Annotated in this window: 19 protein-coding genes; 12 read left to right on the top strand and 7 right to left on the bottom strand. The window is 72.0% G+C overall.

The genetic code is table 11. The features are described from left to right. The first annotated feature begins 22 nt into the window (after positions 1-22). From AB0C36_RS16355 to AB0C36_RS16345, 3 genes are all read left to right on the top strand, one after another. Positions 23-1,000 (top strand): serine/arginine repetitive matrix protein 2, encoded by a 978-nt coding sequence (locus AB0C36_RS16355; protein ID WP_358354353.1) that lies wholly within the window; start codon positions 23-25, stop codon positions 998-1,000. Positions 1,001-1,032: 32 nt separating this feature from the next. After that, the gene (locus AB0C36_RS16350) at positions 1,033-1,341 is read left to right on the top strand and encodes a hypothetical protein (RefSeq protein WP_358354351.1); all 309 of its coding nucleotides are present in this window, start codon (positions 1,033-1,035) and stop codon (positions 1,339-1,341) included. 78 nt (positions 1,342-1,419) lie between these two features. Next, positions 1,420-1,758: a WXG100 family type VII secretion target gene (locus tag AB0C36_RS16345; RefSeq protein ID WP_358354349.1), complete on the top strand. Its 339-nt coding sequence runs from the start codon at positions 1,420-1,422 to the stop codon at positions 1,756-1,758. A 229-nt stretch (positions 1,759-1,987) separates the two neighbouring features. Here the strand turns inward: AB0C36_RS16345 and AB0C36_RS16340 are convergent, their stop codons facing one another. From AB0C36_RS16340 to AB0C36_RS16330, 3 genes are all read right to left on the bottom strand, one after another. Continuing rightward, the gene (locus AB0C36_RS16340) at positions 1,988-6,631 is read right to left on the bottom strand and encodes an FtsK/SpoIIIE domain-containing protein (protein ID WP_358354346.1); all 4,644 of its coding nucleotides are present in this window, start codon (positions 6,629-6,631) and stop codon (positions 1,988-1,990) included. A 112-nt stretch (positions 6,632-6,743) separates the two neighbouring features. Further along, entirely contained in the window at positions 6,744-8,411 is a 1,668-nt protein-coding gene (locus AB0C36_RS16335; protein ID WP_358354343.1) for a hypothetical protein, read from the bottom strand. A gap of 229 nt (positions 8,412-8,640) precedes the next feature. Then, complete coding sequence (locus AB0C36_RS16330; protein WP_358354340.1) at positions 8,641-9,174, bottom strand: sigma-70 family RNA polymerase sigma factor; 534 nt, start codon at positions 9,172-9,174, stop codon at positions 8,641-8,643. A gap of 381 nt (positions 9,175-9,555) precedes the next feature. Between AB0C36_RS16330 and AB0C36_RS16325 the strand changes: the two genes are divergently transcribed. The 8 genes from AB0C36_RS16325 to AB0C36_RS16290 all read left to right on the top strand — a co-directional run bounded on the left by AB0C36_RS16325 (position 9,556) and on the right by AB0C36_RS16290 (position 18,907). Continuing rightward, positions 9,556-10,080 carry a sigma-70 family RNA polymerase sigma factor gene (locus AB0C36_RS16325; RefSeq protein ID WP_358354337.1) on the top strand — a complete coding sequence of 175 codons (525 nt, stop codon included), beginning with the start codon at positions 9,556-9,558 and terminating at the stop codon, positions 10,078-10,080. 154 nt (positions 10,081-10,234) lie between these two features. Next, complete coding sequence (locus tag AB0C36_RS16320; protein WP_358354334.1) at positions 10,235-11,491, top strand: ROK family transcriptional regulator; 1,257 nt, start codon at positions 10,235-10,237, stop codon at positions 11,489-11,491. Positions 11,492-11,548: 57 nt separating this feature from the next. Then, positions 11,549-12,895, top strand: a complete 1,347-nt coding sequence (locus AB0C36_RS16315) for an ABC transporter substrate-binding protein (protein ID WP_358354331.1) — start codon at positions 11,549-11,551, stop codon at positions 12,893-12,895. Beyond that, complete coding sequence (locus AB0C36_RS16310) at positions 12,892-13,839, top strand: carbohydrate ABC transporter permease (protein ID WP_358354328.1); 948 nt, start codon at positions 12,892-12,894, stop codon at positions 13,837-13,839. Before AB0C36_RS16315 ends, AB0C36_RS16310 begins: the two co-directional genes overlap by 4 nt. Before the next feature lie 97 nt (positions 13,840-13,936). Then, positions 13,937-14,779 (top strand): carbohydrate ABC transporter permease, encoded by an 843-nt coding sequence (locus AB0C36_RS16305; protein WP_358354325.1) that lies wholly within the window; start codon positions 13,937-13,939, stop codon positions 14,777-14,779. Positions 14,780-14,790: 11 nt separating this feature from the next. Next, positions 14,791-16,101, top strand: a complete 1,311-nt coding sequence (locus AB0C36_RS16300) for a family 4 glycosyl hydrolase (RefSeq protein WP_358354419.1) — start codon at positions 14,791-14,793, stop codon at positions 16,099-16,101. Further along, positions 16,089-17,156 (top strand): N-acetylglucosamine kinase, encoded by a 1,068-nt coding sequence (locus AB0C36_RS16295; RefSeq protein WP_358354322.1) that lies wholly within the window; start codon positions 16,089-16,091, stop codon positions 17,154-17,156. The genes AB0C36_RS16300 and AB0C36_RS16295 overlap by 13 nt, the downstream gene beginning before the upstream one ends. Before the next feature lie 152 nt (positions 17,157-17,308). Continuing rightward, positions 17,309-18,907 (top strand): alkaline phosphatase D family protein, encoded by a 1,599-nt coding sequence (locus tag AB0C36_RS16290; RefSeq protein WP_358354320.1) that lies wholly within the window; start codon positions 17,309-17,311, stop codon positions 18,905-18,907. A gap of 113 nt (positions 18,908-19,020) precedes the next feature. Here AB0C36_RS16290 and AB0C36_RS16285 read toward each other — a convergent pair whose 3' ends face one another. The 3 genes from AB0C36_RS16285 to AB0C36_RS16275 form a co-directional block, all read right to left on the bottom strand. Further along, on the bottom strand, positions 19,021-19,482 hold the full coding sequence (locus AB0C36_RS16285) for a pyridoxamine 5'-phosphate oxidase family protein (RefSeq protein ID WP_358354317.1): 462 nt from the start codon (positions 19,480-19,482) through the stop codon (positions 19,021-19,023). A 93-nt stretch (positions 19,483-19,575) separates the two neighbouring features. Next, on the bottom strand, positions 19,576-20,718 hold the full coding sequence (locus AB0C36_RS16280; RefSeq protein WP_358354314.1) for a hypothetical protein: 1,143 nt from the start codon (positions 20,716-20,718) through the stop codon (positions 19,576-19,578). 119 nt (positions 20,719-20,837) lie between these two features. Continuing rightward, the gene (locus tag AB0C36_RS16275) at positions 20,838-21,203 is read right to left on the bottom strand and encodes a DUF427 domain-containing protein (RefSeq protein WP_358354313.1); all 366 of its coding nucleotides are present in this window, start codon (positions 21,201-21,203) and stop codon (positions 20,838-20,840) included. A 306-nt stretch (positions 21,204-21,509) separates the two neighbouring features. Between AB0C36_RS16275 and AB0C36_RS16270 the strand changes: the two genes are divergently transcribed. Continuing rightward, on the top strand, positions 21,510-22,493 hold the full coding sequence (locus tag AB0C36_RS16270; RefSeq protein ID WP_358354310.1) for an AfsR/SARP family transcriptional regulator: 984 nt from the start codon (positions 21,510-21,512) through the stop codon (positions 22,491-22,493). Here the strand turns inward: AB0C36_RS16270 and AB0C36_RS16265 are convergent. Further along, the gene (locus tag AB0C36_RS16265; protein ID WP_358354307.1) at positions 22,427-23,854 is read right to left on the bottom strand and encodes a nitrosuccinate lyase; all 1,428 of its coding nucleotides are present in this window, start codon (positions 23,852-23,854) and stop codon (positions 22,427-22,429) included. The two genes, AB0C36_RS16270 and AB0C36_RS16265, sit on opposite strands and share 67 nt — an antisense overlap. Positions 23,855-23,877 lie beyond the last annotated feature (23 nt).

The following is a 23,877-nucleotide window of genomic DNA, read 5'->3' as shown; positions in this document are numbered from 1 at the left end:
GGTGAGTCATCAGGAGGACCGTGTGGCCGACTTCTCGATCGACTACAGCAACCTGTACGACATCCAGAGCAAGTTGCGGGCGCTCGCCCAGCAGGCCGACGACTCCGGCACGACGAACGCCTTCAGGGAACTGGGCGACGCCGTGGCGAGCGAACGGCGGGCCTGCCTGGGCACCGCCGGGCTGTCGTACTCGTTCAACAGCTTCTTCCACCACTCCAAGACCCGCACCTCGCAGGCCAAGGACGGACTCACCGAACTCGCGGACACCTTCAAGGCGGTGTCCGACGTGTTCTTCGACGCCGACTCGCAGATCTCCGGCGCCGCTGGGCTGCTGACCTCCAGTCTCAAACTGGACCAATGGAAGAACCAGAAGGCCGCGTACGACGCCTGGGCCGCGGACAAGGCCGCCTGGGACGCCTATTTGGCCGAGATCGGTGCCACCGACTACTTCCGCGACCACCCCGACGCGACGATTCGCGGCACCTGTCATGCGGACAACGCCCCCTCCTGGTGTGCCGCGTGGACGGCGAAGGGTGAGGACAGCGCACCGCCGAAACCCGGCGACGCGCCGCCGAAACCGCCCGACAAGCCGCCGACTTCGTGGCACTACCAGGACAAGAACGGCACGATCGACGTCAAGGTGGAGCTCGACAAGGACAACAACATCATCAAGGAGACGCAGTCGATCACCAATCCCCAGGGGCAGAAGTTCGAGACCACCACGACGTACAAGGGTGCGCCGGAATGGGTCGACCCGCCCGGCGGGGGAAGCAAGGACCGGTACGACGTCCGCGACTACACGATCACCACCACATTCGGGGACGGTACGTCGAGCACGTCCGAGGTCGTGATCAACCAGGACGGCACCGGGAAGATGACCGTCACCGGCGGCGACAAGACCGAGCACTACATACGCAACGGTCCGAAGGACAAATGGATCCCGGATCCCGCGTACGCAGAGGACGACGATCCCGATTGGACCGCCTCGGTCGGCGTCTGAACCACGAATCCGAACGACGAAGGGACCCGCGCATGCCCGCGAACATCAAGCTCACCTACGCCGAGATCACCCGGGTGTCCAACGTTCTGGACAACAGTGTGGACCACACCCTCGTGCCGCGGATGAACGAGGCGAAGGCCGAGGTCGACACGCTGCTCACCACGAACCTCGTGCTGACGAAGGCCAGTCCGGCGCTCATGACGCAGTACGAGAAGTTCAACACCGCTCTCACCGCCGCCACCGACAGCATCAAGGGCTACGCGACGCAGTTCCGCCAGATCATGCAGTCCGTGCAGGACATGGACAAGGAAATCGCCGACAAGGTCAACTCCGCGCAGTGACGGCCCGGCCGGTCACCGGACCGGCCGGCACCTCGAACTCCCGCGATCCCGACCGTCACTTCTCCGGAGGAGGGCCTCATGGCCGACGTCAACATCGACTTCGACGAAATCGCCAACACCGCCAAGACCATGGGCACCAAGCTGAGCGACATCTCCAACGAACTCGGTGAGCTGGAGACCACGGTCAGCGGCCTGCTCCAGGACGGTCTGGTCTTCGAGAAGGCCAGCCCCGCGCTCAAGGAGGCGTACGACACGTTCAGCAGCCAGATGAAGACCTCGGCCGCGAACATCGCCTCGTACGCCGAGAACTTCAACCAGATCGCCACCTCGCTCGGCGAATCGGACACCAAGCTCATGAACGAGATCCGCAGCGCCATCGAGAAGATGAAGGCGGAGTTCCAGGACAGCAATTCCTAGTAGTCCGACGGCCGGTGGCGTCGGCACGCGGCCCGGTCACGGCGGGCGAACCGCGGAGCGGGTGCCGCGCCGAACCCGAAGTCCCGCGAGGTCCTTCGGATTCGGGCGCGGCACCCGCTCCGGCGTGTGGGTCGGCGGACCTTCCGGCGTGATCTCCGGGGTCCATTCCGGCCGCGTTCCGGCGTGTCGTCCGGTGCGACTTCCGGCGTTTCGGTCGGCCTACCGGCGCTCAGCCGTCCAGGACCGTGAGCGGGATCTGCACCGCGATCGCCGCCCCGGCGTCGCCCGCGGTCCACGCCCGGCCCGGCGCCAATTGCGTACGCATCTGGTCGCCCGACAGGCGCGCCCCGATGAGGTCCCCTTCGGCGATGGTCTTCGGCCCCAGCAGGACACCCTGCCGCGACCGACGGGCCATGCCCACCCAGCCGAGAGCGCTCATCGACTCCGCGAGCCCGGCCAGCAGCAGTCCTCGGCCGTGGTCGCGGCCGGACGTCGCGACCTGCCGCAACACGCTGTCCGCCGCGCAGTTGAGCATCATGTCGGCGTCGTCGACCACGATAACGAGCGGCTTGCCGTCCGCCTCCGCCATGGCCGCGATCAGCAGGTCCGGGGACGGATCGGGGTCGGCGAGCACCGTGGCGAGGTTGTGTGCCGCGAGCTTGCGCAGTTGCGAGTCGCGCGGTGTGACGACGATCAACTGGGTGCCGCCCATCAGCAGCGAGACCGACATCGCGGCGAGCGTGGTGGTCCGCCCGCTGCGGGGCGGGCCGGCGACCATGAACGAACCGCCGCCCGCGGCGAAGTCGCAGCCGATCGGCTCGACCGCGTCGCCGCCGACGCCCAACAGCGCCCACAGCGGCCTGCGCTGCTGCGGCGGTACGCGGTCGTGCGCCTCCTGGAAGCCGAGGAGCGCCGGCATCTCGTTGACGCGGAACGGCCTTCGCGCCACCGGGACGTTGGTGTCCCGGATGGTGGCCCGGCGGGCCAGGTCGCGCATCGCCTCGGCCTGGTCGCTCTGGTCGGCGCCGGAGCGGTCCCCGGCGGTGTCCGGGTTCGCCGCCGCGTCCGTGACCGACGGCAGCAACGCGATCTGCGCCTCGATGGCACCGGGCGCGAGCCAACCGCGGCCGGGCGGAACGTTCGTCGGGACGCTGTTGCGCGGGATGCCGATGAGGGTGAAGTCGCTCGGATCCGACTGCCGCAGCAGCAACTTGCGGTCGTTGTGCGCCGACAGGCGCCCGCCCAGGAGCAGTCGCTCCGAGGTGGCGATCACGTGGATGCCGGCCCCCTGACCCTCGCGCAGCAGACGGACGATGTCCGCGTACAGCCGGCCGCCGTCGTAGTCGTCGAGCATGGTGCTGAGCGCGTCCCAGCCGTCCATCATGAACAGCAGGTGTGCCGGGCGCCGGTCCTTGGACACCTTGGCCCGCAGTTCGGTGATGTCGGCGCAGTCGTGATGCGCGATCAGCCGCTGCCGGGCGGTGAGTTCGCGGACCAGGCGGTTGATGAGGCGTTCCATGCGCTCGGCGTCGTGCCGTGAGACCACGGCGCCGCAGTGCGGCAGCGTCTCCAGCACCGCCAAGCCACCGCCCGCCGCGTCGATCGCGTAGATGTGCAGGTCCGAGCACGGGATCGTGAGGGCCGCGGCACCGGCGACGGTGCGCAGCGTCTGGGTGCGGCCGGAGCGCGGCGCGCCGATGACGTAGAGGTGGCCGAACGTCGCGAAGTCGATGGTGGCCAGCCGTCGGCTCTGCAACTGCGGGACGTCGAGCAGCGCGTACGGCACCATCGGCAACGCGCCCGGCTCGGGGTCCGGGATCGGCGGCAGGTCGTCGAGGCGCATGCGCCCGTCCAGCGGCGGCAGCCACGGGCTGGGCTGTTCGCGGTAGTCCGGCAGCCGGTCAGCAGCCTCGCGGATCGCGTCGACCAGCGCCCGCAGGTCGGTCGGGGGCTGCTCGGTGGTGAACGCCGCGGCGGCCGCGTCCGCGTCGAGGTTGTCGAGGTCGTGTTCGGCGAAGTCGAGGGGCCTGCCGAGGCGCTGCCACTCGATCTCGATGCCGCGCACCGGCTGGGCGACGGTCTCGGCGCCGGGCGGGGCGGCCGGGATCAGGCCGGGGCGTTCGCTGCCGACGTACGCGGTCTGGAACGGTGTGGGCGGGGCCTCGCCGCGGCGCACCAGGGCCCGGCCGGGGTTGTTGGGCGAGATGCCGGCCGCCTCGACGCTGTTGATGATGTCCTGGCTCTCCGAGCGGTCGGTCACCCGGAGCGCGATGCGCAGGTTGGTGTTGGCCTTGATCTCGTTGCTGACCGAGCCGCCGGGCCGCTGGGTGGCCAGCAGCAGGTGCAGGCCGAGCGACCGGCCACGTTGTGCGAGGCTGATCAACCCCGGGACGAATTCGGGTTGTTCGCGAACGAGGGTGGCGAACTCGTCGATCACCAGGATGAGTCGCGGCAGCGGTGGCAGGGCGGAGTCGCGTACGCGCTTGGCGCGGTACTCGGTGTGGTCCTTGGCCTCGACCTCGTTCAACACGGTCTCGCGGCGCCGCAGTTCCGCGTCGAGTGAGGCGAGCGCCCGTTTGACGAGGTGGCCGTCGAGGTCGGTGATCATGCCGAGGGTGTGCGGCAGTTCGGCGCACTCGCGGAAGGCGCTGCCGCCCTTGTAGTCGACCAGGACGAAGGTGAGCTCGTCGGGCCGGTTGACCGCGGCGAGGGAGGCGATCATCGTCTGGAGCAGTTCGGACTTGCCGGAGCCGGTGGTACCGCCGATGAGTCCGTGCGGGCCGTCGCGCACCAGGTCCAGGCGCAGCGTGCCCTCGTAGCCGCTGCCGAGCACGAAGGCGGTGGAGGCGGGGCGGCGCTGCCACAGCTGCACCAGCGCGTCGGGGTCCGGTGGTTCCTGGCCGATGGCGGGCAGCAGGGCCACCTCGGCCGGCAGCCCGGCGTCGGACTCCACGGTCACGTCGCGCAGCGGCGCGACGGCGCGGGCGATCTCGTCGCACCAGGCCTGGTCGACGAGGTCGGCGCGTACGTCGTGCACCTCCGGCGCGTGCGAGACCTTGACGGCGAGGCGGTTGCCCGACGCGGTGACCACGACGTGGCACTCCTCGGGCAGCAGGTGCTCGCGCTCGTCGAGGCAGAGGCTGAACACGCGTACGCCGGGCCCGTTGGTGAGCACGTCGACGACGCCGGGCACGTCGCGCAGGCGGCGGGCGCCGTCCAGGATCACCAGGACGTCGGGTTCGCGCTGCAAGGTTTTGCCGAGTGCGGACGCCGACGAGTCGGTGCGCGCCTGGATGTCGGCGATGAGTTCGTTGACGCGGTGCGCGGTGCTCTCCGGGTCGGTGCCGATGGCGACGAGTGCCGCCTCGTGGCGGCCGGGCCGCAGGTGCGGGAGCCAGCGCACCCACGCCCAGTCCTCGGCGTGCTCGTCCTCGGTGAGGATCACGATGCGCACGTCGCGCGGGCTGTGCAGGACGGCGGTCTGGGCGACCGCCCAGCACGCGACGCGGCGCGGGACGCCGCCGGGGCCGGCGATGCCGACGAGGCCGAAGTCGGCGAGTTCGACGCCGAACGACACGTCGGCGAGCCGCCAGTTGACCTGCCGGTAGTGGGTCTCGCGGGCCTGGTCGTCGATGCGCTTGAGGGACGCCCGGGTGAGGGTGCCCAGCCGGATCGTGAGGTGGTCGGGGTCGCGGCGGCGGCGTTGCCACAGGCCGAGTCCGGGCCCGGTCGCGGTGATCAGGAGTGCCGCGGGGTCGGGGAAGGTGGTGTTGCGCAGCCCGCGTTCGTCGACGGTGGCGCGGCGCATCTCCAGTTCGAGCATGCTGCGCCGGACGCGGTAGACGCGCAGGGACTCCTCGTACTGCTTGCGGCCGGAGCGCCGGCCGGAGATCCAGTTGCCGAGCGCCATGATCGGTGTGAAGAGCAGGAACACGACGAAGAACAGGCTGCGGAACAGCGCCATCATGGCGAGGCCCATCAGCATCGGGAATATGACCATCAGGAACGGGAAGGGCCGCTTGGTGTTGTCGGTGGGCGGCCCCATCATCCGGATGGACTCGGTGTCGAGGTGCGGGGCGATGCGCGGCGGGCGGTTGTACTCGATGCCGAGGCCGTCGGCGGACGGGCGTACCGCGGCCTGGGCCTCGGTCGGCGAGCCGATGCGCAGCAGATGGTCGCCGAGCGACAGGTCGGCGTACGTCGGCCAGTCCAGCGAGCCGTCGTCGGGCGGCGGCAGTTGGCCGACCGGCGGCAGCGGGGGTTCGACCGGCAGCCCGTCGGGCCCGGGCTCCGGGGGTTCGACGGAGTGGCCGCCGGGGCCGCCGTCCGTGAGGCCGGCGGGTTCCTCCAGGGTGAGCGGGGTGCCCGTCACCGGGTCGACCGGGGGCGGCGGCGTGAGGCTGCGCAGGCCGCACGTCTCGGGGTCGGCATCGTCGGCCAGGCGCACGGTGACGTCGCCGTTCGCCCCGACGGTGATCCAGGTGCCTTGGGCGGGGGCGCCGCCGCCCGCCAGCCGCAGCGCGCACGCCCGGTCCGTACCCACCTCGTGGCGGCCCGGGCCGAGCAGCCACACTCGGCCGGCATCGGGACCGGAAACGTGGCGGACCGAGACGAGGGCGGGGTCCCCGGCGGGTGGTCGCCACGCCCGGGTCGCGGAAGCAGTGGGCACCGGGCCGCCGAGTCCGATGAGGGCGCCGGCGCGTATCCCGCTGGCGGCGACGCGCTGGTCCGGGTTGAGCGGGCGGGCGCCGAGGAACAGGTCGGACGACCCGAGCACCGCGCCGAGGTCGGCCACGGTGGCGCCGTCGGGGATGTCCAGCAGGTGGTCGGCGCGTTTGCCGTGCGGGTCGGAGGTGGTGACGGCGAGGTTCACGGGCGTCCAACTCGTCGCTCGGAGGGGCGGGGGTGCTCGGGGCGCGCATGCTCGGGGCGGGGGATCTCGGCGGACGTGGGACTCCGCGGAGTACGCGGTGCCGGGCGGCCGGTCACGGTCGCGGGGATCCGGCGCCGGGGCCGGCGGATGAGCGCGACCGGGCGCCGGAGGAGCCGTTCGACGGTTCCGGAGCCAGGTCGGCGGCCGACACGGCGGGAGGCGGGGACTCCTCTTCCTCGTCGTCCGGTGCGCGGGGAGTGGGGCGGGACGCGGGCTCCCGTGCGCGCTCCGGCTCGGGCCGGGCCTCGGGTTCGGGTTCGGGTTCGGGTTCGGACTCGGACTCGGACTCGGCGGCGGCCCCGACCCCGGGGCCAGGGCCAGGGCCAGGTCCGGAGCTGTACTCCCCTGGTGGCGGGAACGACGCGAACGGCATTCCGCTGGGCGGTGGAAGGAAGTCGACCGGGTCCCCGGTCGGCGGCGGGTAGTCCGCTGCCATGGTCAGGGCCGGCGCCGCGGCTTCGGTGGGTTCCCACACGTCGGCGAGGCGCACGTACTCTTCCCCGGTCCGCGTGCCCGCCGCTTCGCCCGCCTCCTCGAAGAGTTCCCGGGTAGCGGTCGCGGTGACCACGACCTCCGGGCCTTCTGCGGTCTGGCCGATCTCGTACGTCTCCTCGAAGAGGTCGGCGACCGCGGGTGCCGCACCCGCCGCGTCCGGCGCCTCGGTGCGTGCCGTCGCCACCGCCTCCTCGAAGAGGTCGGCGCCCGCGATCCCCAGGTCGGCGTTCGGGTCCGGCGCGGGAGGGAGCACCGGCGGGATGTGGGGCAGCACCTTGGCGAGTGCGGCGCCGAGCGCATGGCATGTGACCAGCAGCGGAGTTCCGGGCACGGCGGCGCGACCGTGCCTGTCGGTCAGCAGCGTCCGCACGTACCCGCGCCCCGGACCGCGCAGCAGGATCCGCATCTCCGGTACCTCGCGGGGCGGTTCGGCGAGTTCCGGGGGAAGCGGGTCGGGCAGGGCGGCGGTGATCAGGAACGCCGGTATGCCGAGTCGGGGCGGGGTCGCAAGTGCGGTGCGGTACGCGGCCCGCACCGGCTCACCGGCGAAGTCGGCGTGCACGCCTTCCGCGATGACGGCCTGCGGAGCGGGCAGGCGGGCGTCGACCTGTGCGGCGACGGCCTGGAACAGCGCGTTGCGGGAGCGCTGTTCGCCCTCCACCGCCACGGTCGGTGGGCCGATCGCCAGGTCGAGGAAAACGCAGCTTTGCCCGGCCTCCCCCAGCGCGACGACAATCGGTCGTACTCCCCCCGCGTCCGCGGTGACGGGCGGCAGTGCCGTCCGCGGCGCGGTCCATGCCGCGGGGTCCTCCTGGTCGGTCTGCCATATGCCCGATGCCGGGGGCATGTCGCGAGCGGCGAACAGCACGGTGACCGAGGCCGCGTCGACGTACACGGCGTACGGCTGGGCGGGTGCGGCGGCCGACCGGGCGTCCTTCAGGGCCTGTTCGGCGTCGCGCCAGGTCGCGTGCGCGCCGAGGGCGAGCACGAGCCGCCGCGCCGACTGCCGGTGGCGGATCCACGACCGCACGGGGGCACTGAAAGCGTACGCGGTGAGCGCTACTTCGCGGCACAACCGACGCCACGCGGCCCGCCAGCCGCCGAGGCGCATGGCGAAGAAGCGCACGATGAGGAACACCACCAGGGCGATGCCCAGGATGGCCGACCACCGGAAGATGATGTCGCGGTGCTTCTGGAAGAAGTCGAACGGGTCGGTATTCCTCATGCCGCGGGTAGCTCCCCTCTTCGGAGAATCTCCGGTCCCCAGGTTGGCCGCGCACCGGCGCGACCGGCGCGCGCGGCGCTAGTCAGCATGCCCCATGCACCGTCTTTCGCGCCCTGTGCGGCGGCAATCCCGCAGGACCGCAACTCGGGGGAAACACGCAGCCCACCGGCGTGTTCGGCGTTGCGGTCGATCTTGGCGTGCACGATTCAGCGCTCCTTCGCCGTCCGTGTCAGCTCGCCATCGGCTCGGCGAGTGACACCCTCAGGGTTCGGAAGGCGTAGTGGACGCGGGACTTCACCGTCCCCACCGGGACATTCAGGTAGAGCGCCGCGTCGCCCACGCTGCGGTCGCGCAGCATCGTCTCGACGACCGCCTCGCGCTGCGGCGGGGGCAGTTCTCGGACCGCGTCGGTGACCACCATGCGGCGGAGCATCGCATCGATGTGGTCTCGGCCGGGCAGGAACTCCAGTGGGTCCTGGCTGACTTCCTGCGGTCGTACGCTGCGGGCCCGAAGATCGTCGATCACCAGCCTGCGGGCCACCGTGGCGAGCCACGGCATCATCGACGGTGCCTCGGGGTCCAGGTCGTCGGCATGCCGCCACGCCCGGACCATGGTCTCCTGCATCACGTCCTCGGCCCAATGCCGGTCCCCGCCGGTCAGGTTGAGGCAGAAGGCCAGCAGCGGCGCCCGGTACTCGCTGTACAACGACTCCACGATCGCGGCGGCGTCGCGCCGACGCGCATGCTTCCGTCTTTGCGTCATGTCGCCCGTCCCCTCGCCTCGGCGGCACTTCTGGGCGAAACGTAGCGACGCGACGTTGCGCAAACGCTTCATCTGGGCGCGATTTGAGGTTTCCCTCGAATTGGCAACGACCCACTCCGGGTTCGCTCTAGCCGTGACCGCGGTTGGGTGCTCACTCACCGCGGCGGTCGCGAGGCGAACACGGTGCTCCGGAAGAACGTCGAGGGCATCAACGGCTTCTCCGACCAGTTCAACGCGATCGTCAAGCGGGCGGCCTGTCGGCGTCACTCGGCGGAAACCTCAAATCACGCGCAGATCAGACACTCGCATTCCTCGCCCGTGGCTAAGGTCCCGCGCCAGAGAAGATCGGCGAAGAGACGGGGCGGGGCCGGGTTGGACGAGATGCCCGCTCGCGACGCGGCCTCGCCGGATGCGGACGCCGTGGCACGGCTGTACCGCGACTACCGGGCACCCTTGTTGTCGTTCTGCGTGAACCTCACCGGCGGGGACCGGCATTGGGCGGAGGACGTCGTGCAGGAGACGATGCTCCGGGCCTGGCGCAACGCGGAACGGCTCGACCCGGGAGCGCCTTCGCTGATGCCGTGGCTGGCCACGGTGGCCCGGCGCATCGTCATCGACGAACAGCGGGCACGTCGCGCGCGACCGCAGGAAGTCAGCCCGGAACCGCTCGAGTTCATGCCCGCGGACGACGATGTGGATCGCCTGCTGAGCAGCCTGGCCGCGGCGCAGGTGTTGGCGCGGCTCTCCGCGCCGCAGCGGTACGCGGTCGTCGAGACGGTGCTCCGTGACCGCAGCGTGGGCGAGGTCGCGGCATCGCTGGGTGTGCCGGTCGGGACCGTGAAGTCACGTGTCCACTACGCGGTTCGTGCGCTGCGTGTCGCCCTCGACTCCGACATCATCCGCTGAGCCCCTCGAACTTGTCGTCGTGGCACGGAAGTCCGCGTCAGGAACCCGTGCGCGCCAAAGCGTTGACACGCCTCCCCGACCGGTCCTATTTTCCTGGTCATTGGTTGTCAGGAAACCTAACTGACAGATTTCACAGGGCGGACGGGGAGGTCGCATGGACACCGGCAAGGCCGGCCGGCCCAGCCTCATGCGCGCGATCAACGACCGGGCCGCCCTCGACCTCCTGCTGCGCCACGGGCGCCTCTCGCGCGGCCAGATCGGTACCCTGACCGGGCTCTCCAAGCCGACCGCCTCACTGCTGCTCGCCCGCCTCGAACAGGCGGGCCTCGTCATCGCGGTCGGCACCGACGACGACGGCCGGCCCGGGCCCGCGGCGCGGCTGTACGAGATCAACCCCGCCGCGGCCCACGTCGCCGGTCTCGACATCACCCCGTCCCGCATCGACGTCGCCGTCGCCGACCTGGCCGGCCGCGTCATCGCGGAGCACCGGCTCGCGACGCCGCGCCGCTCCCCCGCCCGCGTCCCGGAGCGTGTCCGCGAAGCGGTGGCCACCGCCGCCGCCCGGGCCGGCCTGGCTCCGGAGGACCTGACCCACGTCGTCCTCGGCCTGCCCGGCGCGTTCGATCCGGGGACCGGACGCTTCCGGTACGCCCGCCATCTGCCCGGCTGGCACGCCCCCGGTGTCCTCGACGCCATCCGTGAATCCCTGAGCGCGACCGTCGACGTGGAGAACGACGTCAACCTGGCCGCCCTTGCCGAACAGCGCGCCGGCGCCGCCCTCGACGCCGAGGACTTCGTGCTGCTGTGGGTCGACGAGGGCATCGGCTGTGCCATCGTGCTGGGCGGCCGCCTGCACCGCGGGTTCACCGGCGGCGCGGGCGAGGTCGGCTACATGCCCCTGCCCGGCGCGCCGGTCACCCGCAACATCGGCCGCAGCAACACCGGCGGGTTCCAACAACTCGCGGGCGCGCCCGCGGTGCTGGCGCTCGCCCGGGCGCACGGCATCGAGGGGCGCGGCGCGGACGCGGCCGTCGCCCGGGCCGTCGCGCACGTCGAGGCGGACAGGCCCGACGGGACGGACCTGCCGGATCCCACGGAACGGCCGGAACGGGCCTGCGAGGCCGGAGAGTCGGCCCGGGCGTGCGCGTTCCTCGACGAACTGGCGACCCGGCTCGCGGTCGGCCTCGCCTCGATCGTGGCGGTGCTCGACCCCGCGCTCGTCGTGCTCTCCGGGGCGATCCCGCTGCGCGGCGGGCCGCAGCTGCTCTCCCGCGTCACGGACCAGCTGCACGGCCTCGCGATCCCGCGCCCGCGCCTCGTGCTCGGCGAAGTGCCGGGCAACCCCGTGCTCTCCGGGGCCGTGCACGCGGCCCTGGACGTCGCCCGCGACAGCGTCTTCACCACACTCTGACCGGCGCCAACGGACCATCCGCCCCGCACGTCGTCCCGCCTCTCCGAGGAGGATCCAGTGCACCGACCCCTATTCCGCCGGTTCGCCGCGGCGCTCGCCCCCGTCGCCGCCGCCCTGCTGTTCACCGCCTCGTGCGCGGGCTCCGGTTCGTCCGGAACGGGCGCGGACGAGGACCCCGGCAAGAAGGTCACCATCAAGTTCTGGCACGGGTGGAGCCAGGACCGCGAAGTCGCGGCCCTCGACGGCCTCATCAGGAAGTTCAACGAGAAGCACCCGAACATCACCGTGAAGGCGACGTCCAACGTCACCGACGACAAGCTCATCCAGGGCGTGCGCTCGAAGAACGGCCCGGACGTCGTGTCGTCGTTCACCACCGACAACGTCGGGCAGTTCTGCTCGTCCGGCGGCTGGGTCGACCTCGCGCCGTTCCTCGCCAAGTCCGCCCTCGACCCCGCGGCGACCTTCCCCAAGGCCACCCTCGACTACACGCAGTTCGAAGGCCGCCGCTGCGCCCTGCCGTTCCTCGCGGACGCGTACGGGCTCTACTACAACAAGGACATGTTCGCCGCGGCCGGCATCACGGCGCCGCCGAAGACCATGTCGGAGTTCAAGGCCGCCGCGCTCAAACTGCAGCAGCTCAACCCGGACGGCTCCATCAAGGTCGCCGGGACCATGCCGGTCTTCCACGGCTACGAGTTCACCCCCGCGCACGTCATGGCCCAGTGGGGACCGACGTACGTGGGCGCGGACGGCAAATCCAACCTCGCCACCGACCCGGCCGCCGCGCAGTTCCTCGCGTACCAGAAGGAACTGGTCGAAGCACTGGGCGGGTTCGAGAAGCTGGAGAAGTTCCGCAGCGGCTTCGGCGACGAGTTCTCCGCGCAGAACCCGTTCCAGGTCGGCCAGGTGGCCATGCAGGTCGACGGCGAATGGCGGACCGCGAGCATCGCGGACGAGGCGCCCGGCCTCAACTACGGCACCGCGCCGATGCCGGTCCCCGACGACCAGGTGGACAAGTACGGCCGCGGCTACCTGGCCGGCACCGTGATCGGCATCGCCAGGTCCAGCCACCACCAGGCCGCCGCCTGGGAGTTCGTGAAGTATCTGACCACCGACACCGACGCGGTCAACACCTTCGCGGCGACCATCCACAACGTGCCGTCGACGTTCGCGGCGCTGAACACCACGCCGCTCGCCGGTGACGAGCACTTCAAGACCTTCCTGGACATCTTCCGGAACCCACACAGCAACACCACGCCCGCCAGCGTCAACGGCGGCCAGTACCAGGTGACTTTCCAGGAGTTCTGCTACAAGTGGGAGGCCGGGCAGGTGTCCGACCTCAAGGGCGGACTGCAGGGCGTCGACCGGCAGATCGACGCCGACAACGCCCAGGCCCGGCCGTGACAGCCGCGGTTCCGCCGGCGCTGCGCGCGCAGCGGCGCCGGCGGGCCGCCCGCACGGCGGCGTTCCTGTCACCGTGGCTGATCGGATTCTCGGTCTTCTTCCTGTACCCGCTGGGCGCGACCGCCTACTACTCGTTCACCCACTACGACCTCATCAACCCGCCGGTGTGGGTCGGCTTGCGGAACTGGCGCTACGTCTTCGGCGACTACCCCTATCTGGGGCAGGCGCTGCGCAACACGCTGTGGCTGGTCGCGATCATGGTGCCGCTGCGGGTGCTCTTCGGCCTCGGGGTCGGCCTGGTCGCGGTCCGGCTGCGGCGCGGTGCCAACCTGTTCCGCACTCTGTGCTACCTGCCGTTCCTGGCCCCGCCGGTCGCCGCGACCATCGCCTTCGTCTTCCTGCTCAACCCGGCCACCGGCCCGGTCGACCAGCTCCTCGACGGGATCGGCATCGGTACGGTCGGCTGGTTCAACGACCCGGACTGGTCCAAGCCCGGACTCACCCTGCTGGCGGTCTGGGGCATCGGCGACCTGATGGTCATCTTCGTCGCGGCGCTCGTCGACGTGCCGCGCGAGCAGTACGAGGCGGCGGCCCTCGACGGGGCCGGGCCCTGGCAGCGCTTCCGCTACGTCACGTGGCCGGCGATCACTCCGATCGTGCTGTTCGCCGTGGTGACCGGGGTGATCCAGACGATGCAGTACTACACGCAGGCCATGGTCGCCGGAAAGGTCGCCAGCGGCATCGTGGGCGGCCCTGGGCAGAGCTTCGAGCCGGGATACCCGCAGGGGTCGACGCTGACGCTGCCCCAACTGGTGTACGAGTCGGGGTTCTCCACCTTCGACACCGGGGTCGCGGCGGTCCTGTCCCTGATCCTGTTCGCCATCGCGATGGCGGCCACGGCTCTGCTGCTGCGCCGCCGTGCGGGCTTCCTCGGCCCCGACTGACTCCGGCTCCCCCGGCGACCCCGGCCACCCGGCAATCGCCGCGACGCGATCGCGGCAACTCATCCGCGCACGACCAGCGACGAGAGGAGGTGGGCAGGTGACCGGGCGACTTCGTACCAAGGCCGCGCTGCACTGGGTGGCCGTACACGCCCTCGCGGTCGCGGCGGTGCTGTTCTTCGTCCTGCCGTTCGTGTTCCTGTTCCTGACCTCGGTCATGACCGACCGTCAGACACTGACCCGGGACCTGTGGCCGCACGAGTGGCGGTGGAGCAATTACGCCGACGTCTTCAACGCCCCGGGCTTCGGCACCTGGTGGCGCAACACCCTGCTGTACGCGGGCCTCGGCACCGTACTGTGCGTCGTGTCCAGCCTCCCGGTCGCGTACGCGCTCGCCCGCTTCCGGTTCCGGTTCCGCGGGGCCGCGCTCATGCTCGTCCTCGCGGCGATGATGCTGCCCCCGCAGGTCGTCGTGATCCCGATGTACATCTTCTGGTCGGAGGATCTGGGCCTGTCCGGGACCCTGTGGCCGCTGATCATCCCGCTGGCCTTCGGCGACGCCTTCACCATCTTCCTGCTCCGGCAGTTCCTCCTCACCGTCCCGTCCGAATACCTCGACGCCGCACGAGTGGACGGCTGCGGCGAGGTGCGGATCCTGCTGCGCATCGTGGTGCCCATGATCCGACCCGCCCTCGCCGCCGTCGCGCTGTTCCAGTTCTTCTACTGCTGGAACGACTACTTCGGGCCGCAGGTCTACACCTCGGAGAACCCCGGCGCGTGGACCCTGTCCTACGGCCTGGAGTCGTTCAAGGGCGCCCACCACACCAATTGGAACCTCACCATGGCCGCCACGTTGCTCGTGATGGCCCCGGTCATCCTCGTGTTCTTCTTCGCGCAGAAGGTCTTCGTCGAGGGCATCACGCTGACAGGGGTGAAGGGTTGATGGCCAGGGCAATGAAGCTGGCAGTGGTGGGCGGCGGTTCCACCTACACACCCGAACTCGCGGACGGCTTCGGGCGGTCCGCCGACAGCCTGCCCATCGGCGAGGTCGTGCTGATCGACCCCGCCCTGGGCCGCACCGAGTTGGTGGCCGGGGTGGTACGCCGCATCCTGGCACGGCAGGGCCACCCGGCGCGGGTGACCGTCACCGACTCCGTCACGCGCGGCGCGGAAGGCGCGGACGCCGTCCTGCTGCAACTCCGCGTCGGCGGCCAGGCCGCGCGGCACGGCGACGAGACCTGGCCGGTGGAATGCGGCTGCGTGGGCCAGGAGACCGTGGGTGCGGGCGGTCTCGCGAAAGCGCTGCGGACCGTGCCGGTGGTCTTGGACGTGGCCCGTCAGGTGCGCGAAGTGGCCCCGGACGCCTGGCTGGTCGATTTCACGAACCCGGTCGGCATCGTCACCCGGGCCCTGCTCGACGCGGGGCATCGGGCCATCGGCCTGTGCAACGTCGCGATCGGCGTGCAGCGCCGGTTCGCACAGTGGCTGGGCGTCCCGCCGGACGAGGTCGAACTCGACCACGTCGGGCTCAACCACCTCACGTGGGTTCGCGGTGCCCGCGTACGCGGGACCGAGGCGGCCCGCGGGCGCGGAGCCGGCGGCGGAGACGTCCTGCCCGGGCTCCTGGAAGCGTACGGCGGCGAACTGGCGTCCGAGATCGGTCTGCCCCTCGAACTCATGCGGCGGCACGGCGTCTTGCCCTCCTACTACCTGCGCTATTACTGGGCCCACGACGTGGTCGTCGCCGACCAGCGCGAGGCGGGTTCCGGCACGCGGGCCTCGCAAGTCGCGGCATTGGAGGCGCAGTTGCTCGACACATACGCCGATCCGTCCGTCGACACCAAGCCGGAGATCCTGTCCCGCCGGGGCGGGGCGTACTACTCGGAGGCCGCAGTCGACCTGCTCCGCGGCCTGCTCGGAGCCCCGGCCGCCGACAGTGGGACCGTGCCGCGCGTGGCAGATGTCCGCAACAACGGCGCCCTGCCCTTCCTCCCGGACGCCGCCGTCGTCGAAGTCCCGTGCGGCATAAGCCCGAAGGGTGCCGTACCGCGGCCGGTGGCGCCGCTGCCGCCGCTCCTCGCCGGGCTGGTGGCGGGCGTCGCGGCGTACGAGGAACTCGCCCTCGACGCGGCCCTGCGCGGTGGACGCCACCGCGTGTACGACGCGCTCCTGGCCCACCCGACGATCGGCCGGTACGACCTGGCCGGCGCCCTCGCCGACCGCCTCGTCGCGGCAGGCCGGGAGCACCTGGCATGGGCGCGGTGACGCCACCGCGGGAGTCCCCGGACGCGGCGCCGGTCATGCTCGCGGTCGACGCCGGGAACTCCAAGACCGACGTGGCCGTCCTGCGCGCCGACGGCACGGTCCTGGCCACCGCCCGGGGCAGCGGCTTCGGACCGCAGCACCGCGGCGTGCCGGCGGCGGTCGACGGACTGGGCCGCATCGTCGCGAAGGCCGCGGCGAAGGCCGGCGTCCGGCTTCCCGTCCACCACCTGACCGCCTGTGCGGCCAACGCCGATCTGCCTGTCGAGGAGCGCAGGCTCCGGGCCGAGGTGGACGGCCGGGGCTGGGCGCACACCGCCGCGGTCACCAACGACACGTTCGCCGTGCTGCGTTCCTGCACCTCCGCCGCGGACGCGGTCGCGGTGGTGTGCGGCGCCGGGATCAACTGCGTGGGGCGTACCTCGGACGGACGCACCGCCCGCTTCCCCGCCCTCGGCCGCACGACCGGCGACTGGGGCGGCGGGGCCTGGTTGTTCGAGGAGGTGCTGTGGTGGTCCGTGCGCGCCGAGGACGGCCGCGGCCCCGCCACCGCCCTCGCCCGGGCCGCCGCAGGGCACTTCGGCCGCGCGCAGGCGACCGATATCGCGGTGGACGCCCACCTCGGCACGCTCCCCTGGCACCGGCTCCACGAACTCGTCCCGGTGCTCTGCGCGGTCGCCGAGGCGGGCGACGAGGTGGCGCTGCGGATCCTGGACCGGCAGGCCGAGGAGGTGGCCGTACTCGCCACCGCCGCGCTCACCCGGCTCGGCCGCCTCGACCGGGCGACCGACGTCGCCCTCGGCGGCGGCGTCCTCGCCGCCCGCCCGCCGCACCTGCTGCGCGGCGTCCGCACGCGCATGGCCGCACGCGCGCCCAGGGCCCGGCTGATCGTCGCGACCGTTCCCCCGATCGCCGGGGCCGCGCTGCTGGCCCTGGACCATGCCGCCGAGGCGGGGACGATCACGCGGCAGGCGCATGCCGCGGCCGAGCCCCGCCTCCGGGCGGCATTCTCCGACTCCCCGGAACGCGGCCAAGGAGGTCGCCGAACCCTCGCCTGAAACCGGTCGAATGCTGCTGTATCGCTGTCCGCCGGCTTCCGGATGTTCGACGAGAGGTAGGGGCAGGTTCGCTCCGACGCCAGACGTCCGTCTTCTTGCGTCGATGTGATCACCGGCGAAACCCTGTTTTCCGGACAGTGAGGCGGAGTTCCATGTCACGTCCCCAACTCTCCCGCCGCGGATTCCTCGGCATCTCGGCGGCCGGCACCGGTGCCGTCATGCTCGGCACCGGCGCCTGGTCGGCCTCGTCCGCCTACGCCGCACCGAGCGGCATGGGCCACCCCTTCACCCTCGGCGTCGCGTCGGGCGATCCCACCCACGACGGCGTCGTGCTGTGGACCCGGCTGGCGCCCGACCCGTTCGCGGTGGACGGGCGCGGCGGCATGCCGGACCGCCCGGTGCGGGTGGCGTACGAGGTCGCCTTCGACCCGCGGTTCCGTGCCGTGGTGCGCCGCGGCAGCGTGGTCGCCACCCCCGAACTCGGCCACTCCGTGCACCCGGAGGTGTCCGGACTGGCCCCCGGACGGGAGTACTTCTACCGGTTCCGGGTCGGCAACGAGATCAGCCGCGTCGGCCGCACCCGTACCGCGCCCCACCCGTTCGCCATGCCGCGACGCCTGCGGTTCGCCTTCGCGTCCTGCCAGGCCTGGCAGGACGGGTACTACACCGCGTACGAGCACCTGGCGAACGAGGACCTCGACCTCGTCGTCCACCTCGGCGACTACCTCTACGAATACGGCGTCGGGACCAACAAACGCGGGGTGGTCACCGACCCCCGCTTCCACACCGAGACGGTGGACCTGGCCCGCTACCGCCTGCAGTACGCGCTCTACAAGTCGGAGGCGCCGCTGCAGAACGCCCACGCCCAGCACGCGTGGATCCAGACGATGGACGACCACGAGGTGGACAACAACTGGGCCGCCGACATCCCGGAGAACCGGGACCCCAAACAGGGCAACGACACCACCGAGCGGTTCCTGAAGCGCCGCACCGACGCGTTCCAGGCGATGTACGAGAACATGCCGCTGCGCGCCGGCCAACTCCCCAAGGGCCCGAGCGTGCGCCTGCACCGGCGGCTGCCGTACGGCCGCCTCGCCGACTTCACCATGCTGGACACCCGCCAGTACCGCTCCGACCAGCCGTGCGGCGACGGCGGCGGCACCACTTGCGACGACCGGTTCGACCCGGACCGCACGATGCTCGGCGGCAAGCAGCGCGACTGGCTGCTGGACGGCTTCCGCGCGTCGCGCGCCCGCTGGCAGGTGCTCGGCAACCAGGCGCCGATGATCCAGACCGACCGCAACCCCGACCCGGCGGTCACCGACGTCTGGTACGACCCGTGGGACGGCTACGTCGCGGAGCGCAACCGGCTCCTCGCCGCCGCGCGCGAGTGCGGGGTGCGCAACCTGGTGGTCATCACCGGCGACCGGCACCAGAACTACGCCGCCAACCTGCACCTGGACTACGCCGACCCGCAATCACCCGTCGTCGGCTCGGAGTTCGTCGGCACGTCGATCACCAGCGGCGGCGACGGCTACGACGTCGACACCGCGGGCCAGGCGTTCCTGGACGCCAACCCCCACATGAAGTTCTTCAACGCGCAGCGCGGCTACGCCTCGGTGACCGTGACGCCCGACCAGTGGCGCACCGACTACCGCGTACTCGACTACGTCACGCGCCCCGGCTCACCGATCCGCACACGCGCGACCTTGGCCGTGCAGGACGGCGTACCGGGCGTGCACCTCGCCTGAAGCCAGTCGCGAAGTCCGGTGCGCGGACGGGCCGCGCCTGCGCACCGGACCTCGCGGCACAGGGCTCGCGGCACAGGGCCCTCGGCACTCGGCGTCGTGGCACAGGCGCTTCTCTACGGCTTGGCGTCCTCGGCGGCGTACGACAGCAGGCGCTCGGCGCGCAGCCGGATCCACGCTCGGGGCCAGTCCCCCTCGACCACGGCCCGGACGTCCTCCGGAGCGTCCTCCAGCGGCAGCGTCTCCGTCGGCCCTTCGAGGATCACCACGATGTGCGCGTCGCCGTCGGCCTCGGCGACGACGAGTGTCAGCCAGGGCTGTTCGCGGAGGTTGCGGGCCCGCACCGAACCGGACACCGTCGGCAGCCAGAACGTGGTCCCGCGTCGGACGTACATCGACATCGCGGCGTGCGGGCGGCCGTCCGGGCGCGCGGTGCCGACGACGGCGTACGTGCGGCGGTCGAGGTACGCCGCCAACTGCCCGGCGGTCAGCCGCCGCTCGGGCGGGTAGGTGCTGTCGGTCGCGGGCGTGGCCTTGGCGAACGTCCGGTCCTGGAGATCGGCGAGGGTTTGGCTCATGGCCGATCACTACCCCTCGCCGACCGTCGTGCCACACCCGCGCCGCCCCGACGCCCCTGGTGCCCGCGTCCGACGCGCGGGCGAGGTCGTGCGCTAACGGCTGCGGACCGCGCGTACGGCGCCGGCGCCGAGTAGGCCCACGGCCGCGACGGCGGCCCACAGCCAGGCGTTGCCCGGTGACAGCCAGCTCGCGTCGTCCGGTTGCTCGTCGGCGACCCGCACCGTGGCACCGCCGGGCAGCGACGAGGTGCCGCCCGTCGGGACGGCAGCCGGCGTGGGCGGCGTGGGCGGCGGGGCAACAGTCGGGGGCGGAACCGGGGGTGAGGCCGAAGCCGGGGGTGGCGGAGCCGCGGTCTCGGTCCGAGGCGGCGCTGCGGGAGCTGCCGGGGCTGCGGGAGCGCGTACGGAATCCGGCCGGTTCTCCCCGTGCAGCATCACGCGCCATATGACGCTGTCGGCGCCCTCGCTGCCGAACAGCACCGCGGCGCCGTCCGGCCGGAAAGTAACCGACTCCCCCTGCTTCTGCACCGGGCTGTCGACACTGCCGATCCACTTGCCCGGCGCGGAGTACATGTCGGAGCTCAGGTAGCCGCGCAGGATGAACCGCGAACCGTCGGGTGAGTAGGCGCCGTCGGTGACCATGGCCGGCGCCTTTGCCGTCCGTGTAAGGGTGTTCACCGCGTCCGCGCGCAGCGGTCCCGAGGCCGTGTAGATCCCGCCGCCCGTGAGGGCCTTGGTCGCGACCAGGATGCGGTTGGTGGACGGATGGACCATCAGCGCCTCGGCGTCGCGAGGCCCGTCCTCGTAGGCAATGCGGTAGCGCCCGGGCGTCAGCTGGGTGTCCCGCAGGACGTCCGGCTCGCGGACCCGGTAGATCGCCACGTCCGTACGCCGTCCCCGGTTGTCGCCGATGTCGGCGACGTACAGGGCGGGTTCGCCGTTCTCGTCCTTGCCGAGGGCGATCGCCTCCCAGTCCACGGCGTTCGCGTCGGCCAGGGTGACCGTCGCCTTGACGGTCCCGTCCGTGCCGACCGCGAACAACTGCGGCTTTCCGCCGCTGTCGTTGTGGGTCCAGAACACCCCGGGGTGTCGGGAACTCGCCGCGAGACCGCTGGACTCGGTGATGCGCGCATCGCTGATCGTCGCGACCTTGCCGTCGCTCTCCGCGGCAGCGGGTACGGCCGCGGCCAGGGCCAGCCCGACGGCCGACACCACAGCGGTTGTCCCTCGTCTCATGCCCGCTACTTTCCCAGGCATGGGCGCCGTCGCCCGCCCCGCAGCCGATCAACGCGAATCGTCCCACGCAATCGCCACCTTCGGAGCCGCTCACGAGGCGACCCGGCGCCCCCGGCGACCTACAGCGCTTGCCCGTCCACCGAGACCGCCGCCTTGGTGTCGTAGAAGCACAGGTGCCCCTTGATCAGGGCCACCTCCGCCAACGGCTCCGGATAGGCCCAGGCCACGTCCTCCGTCACCCGCCCGGCACCGTCCCGGTAGGACCAGTACGAGGCGTCGCCCTTGAACGGGCAGTGCGTCCGCGTGTCCGCCGGCTGCAACGCGTCCAGCGCCACGTCCTCCGGCGGCAGGTAGTAGCGGACGGGCATGCCCGTCTCGTGCACCAGTACCGGCCGCCGCGACTCGGCCACCACCCGCCCGTCGATCTCGACCCTCACATGCTGCGTTCCCGCAACCGCCTTGACGGTGTGTCCTGCTCGCACCACAAGCCACTCCTCGTTTCCAGTAGTCCCGACGGCTCCGGGCCGCCGCACGCGTACCCCTCCCCAACACCCGCCCGACCGGGCCGATTCCCCGCCGTCCGACCAGTGCCGCGGCTCGCCCCTGTCGGTCACGAAGTCCCTTGCACGGTAAGGGTTGTGGGTGGTCCGGACGACGGACGTCCGGTTGGCGGGGCCCGAGGATCGCACGAAAGATTGGGGTCGGCCCCAGACTACGGATGGGACGCTTGTTACTGGCTATTAACTATGGTTGGTTGGGGAATGTCCGTGGTCCGTCGGGAGGGGCGTCGCATGACCGGGGAAATACGCTTTGCCGTGCTCGGTCCGGTACGGGCCTGGCGGGACAACTCCGAGCTCCGCACGGGCGCACCGCAGCAGCAGGCGGTGCTGGCCGCACTTTTGCTGCGCGAGGGGGCACAGGTGTCGACGTCCGGGCTGATCGACGCGGTGTGGGGTTCGGTCCCGCCCCGGTCGGCGGCGGCGACCGTGCGCACGTACATCTACCGGCTCCGGCAGTCGTTGGACGACGGCGGCGAGCGGCTCATCGCGTCGATCAGCGACGGGTACGCCCTGCGGCTCGGCACCGATGCCCTCGATCTGGCGCGCTGCCACGCGTGGCTGGCCCGGTCGCAGGCCGCGCGCGAGGAGGGCGGCACGGCGCTCGCGGCGGTGTGCCTGCGGGAGGCGCTCGCGCTGTGGGCGGGTACGCCGCTGGCCGGGGTGCCCGGGCAGTTCGCGGCGTCGTGGCGGGCCGCGCTGGCCGACCTGCGGCTCGCTCTGACCGAGGAACTCCTCTCGCTGGAACTGGAGTTGGGACGCCACGTGCGGGCGGCGGCGGAGCTGTCCGCGCTGGTGGCCGAGAATCCGTTACGCGAGCGCCTGCGTGAACTGCACGTATTGGCGCTCTACAGTTCGGGCCGGCAGGCAGCCGCGCTCGCCGCTCTCGAAGACTTCCGGCACCTGCTCCGCGACGAACTGGGTGTCGACCCGGGGCCCGGGCTGCGCCGGGTCCAGCGCATCGTGCTGACCGGGCAGCAGACGTACGCCGAAACGTTTCCGGCCACGTGTCCCGCACCGCCTGCCCCGGCTCTCCCGGCCCCGCTGCCCGAAGGCCCGCCCCTGCCGCCGAGCGGTTGCCCGGGGCCGGGCCGGTGTGCCGCGGCGGCCGCCGCGGCCGCCGCACCGGGGTTCCCGGCGGTGCCGACGGCTCAGCCCACCGCGCCCGGCACGTCGCGCAGCGCCCCGTCCACGAGGGCGCCCGCCGCTCCCGTGTAGCGCTCCGGATCGCACAGGTCCCGCAGTTCTTCCGGCGGGACCAGCCCCTTGAGCTCCGCCGCGTCCGCCAGTACGTCGCCGAGTGGCAGCCCCGCCTTCCGCGCCTCGTCGGAGGCCTCGGAGAGCAGCCGCTTGGCGGCGGCCTTGCCGAGGAGCGGCGCGAGAACCGCGGCGATGCGCTCCGAGACGAGCTGCCCGCCCGTCAGGTCGACGTTCGCGCGCATCCGGTCGGCGTGGACCTCCAGTCCGGCGGCCAGCTCGACGGCGGTGTGCGTCGCGCCGCCGGCCAGACGCAGGCACTCGCGCAGGAGTTGCCATTCGGCCTGCCAGCCGCCGCCCGAACGTTCGTCCTCCGACACCAGGGACTGCGTCAACCCGGCGGCAAGCACCGGTACTTGCAGGGCCGCACTGCGGATCATCGTGGCCAGCACGGGGTTGCGCTTGTGCGGCATGGCCGACGAACTCCCGCGACCGGCGACCGCGGGCTCGGTGACCTCGCCGACCTCCGTCCGGGTGAGGATCTGCACGTCGACGGCGAACTTGCCGAGCGCGCCCGCGGTGAAGGCGAGCGCCGCCGCGAGGTCGGCCATCGGCGTACGCAGCGTGTGCCACGGCAGGCGCGGGCACACCAGGCCGGTCTCGGCGGCGAACTCCCGTGCCAGTCGCGCGTGGTAGGTACCGCGTTCGGAGTCCGCCGGGTTGTCGACACGGGCGAACTCCAGGTATCCGGCGAGGGTGCCGGCGGCCCCGCCGAGCGAGATCGGCAGGCCTTCCCGGCGGACCCGGCCGAGCCGGTCCTCGGCGGCGAGCACCAGTTCGCGCCATCCGGCGGCCTTGAGGCCGAAGGTGGTCGGGACCGCGTGCAGGGCGAGCGTACGCCCGGCCATGACGGTGTCCCGGTGCGCCGCCGCGTGCCGACCCAACTCCTCGGACACCGAACGGAGATCGGCGCGCATGAGGTCGAGGGCGTGGGCCGCGACCAGCATCGCGCCGGTGTCGAAGACGTCCTGGCTGGTCGATCCCCGGTGCACGTACTCGGCGGCGACCGGATCGACCTCGGCGACCAGGCCGGTGAACGCGCGCACCAGCCCGACGATCGGGTTCGCCGTCTCACGTGCCGCCAACGCCAGTTGCCGCACGTCGAGTTCGCCGTTGCGGGCGACCGCGGAGATCACCTCGGCGGCCGCCGAAGGCACCACTCCCAGGCGCGCCTGGGCCCGCGCGAGCGCCGCTTCCGCCGCCAGCATCGCGGCCAGCCACGCGCGGTCGCTCACCGCGGCCTCGACCGGCGTACCGGCGCGCACCGGCGACAGCAGCCCCGCGTCGACCTGCACATCGCGGTCGGACAGTTCCCAGGTCACGCGACCACCCCCAAGTCGACCCG

It is taken from the genome of Streptodolium elevatio, from assembly GCF_040649515.1.
Lineage (GTDB): Bacteria > Actinomycetota > Actinomycetes > Streptomycetales > Streptomycetaceae > Yinghuangia > Yinghuangia elevatio.
Note: the sequence above shows the minus strand (reverse complement) of the source record. Positions and strands in the feature narration are given on the sequence as shown.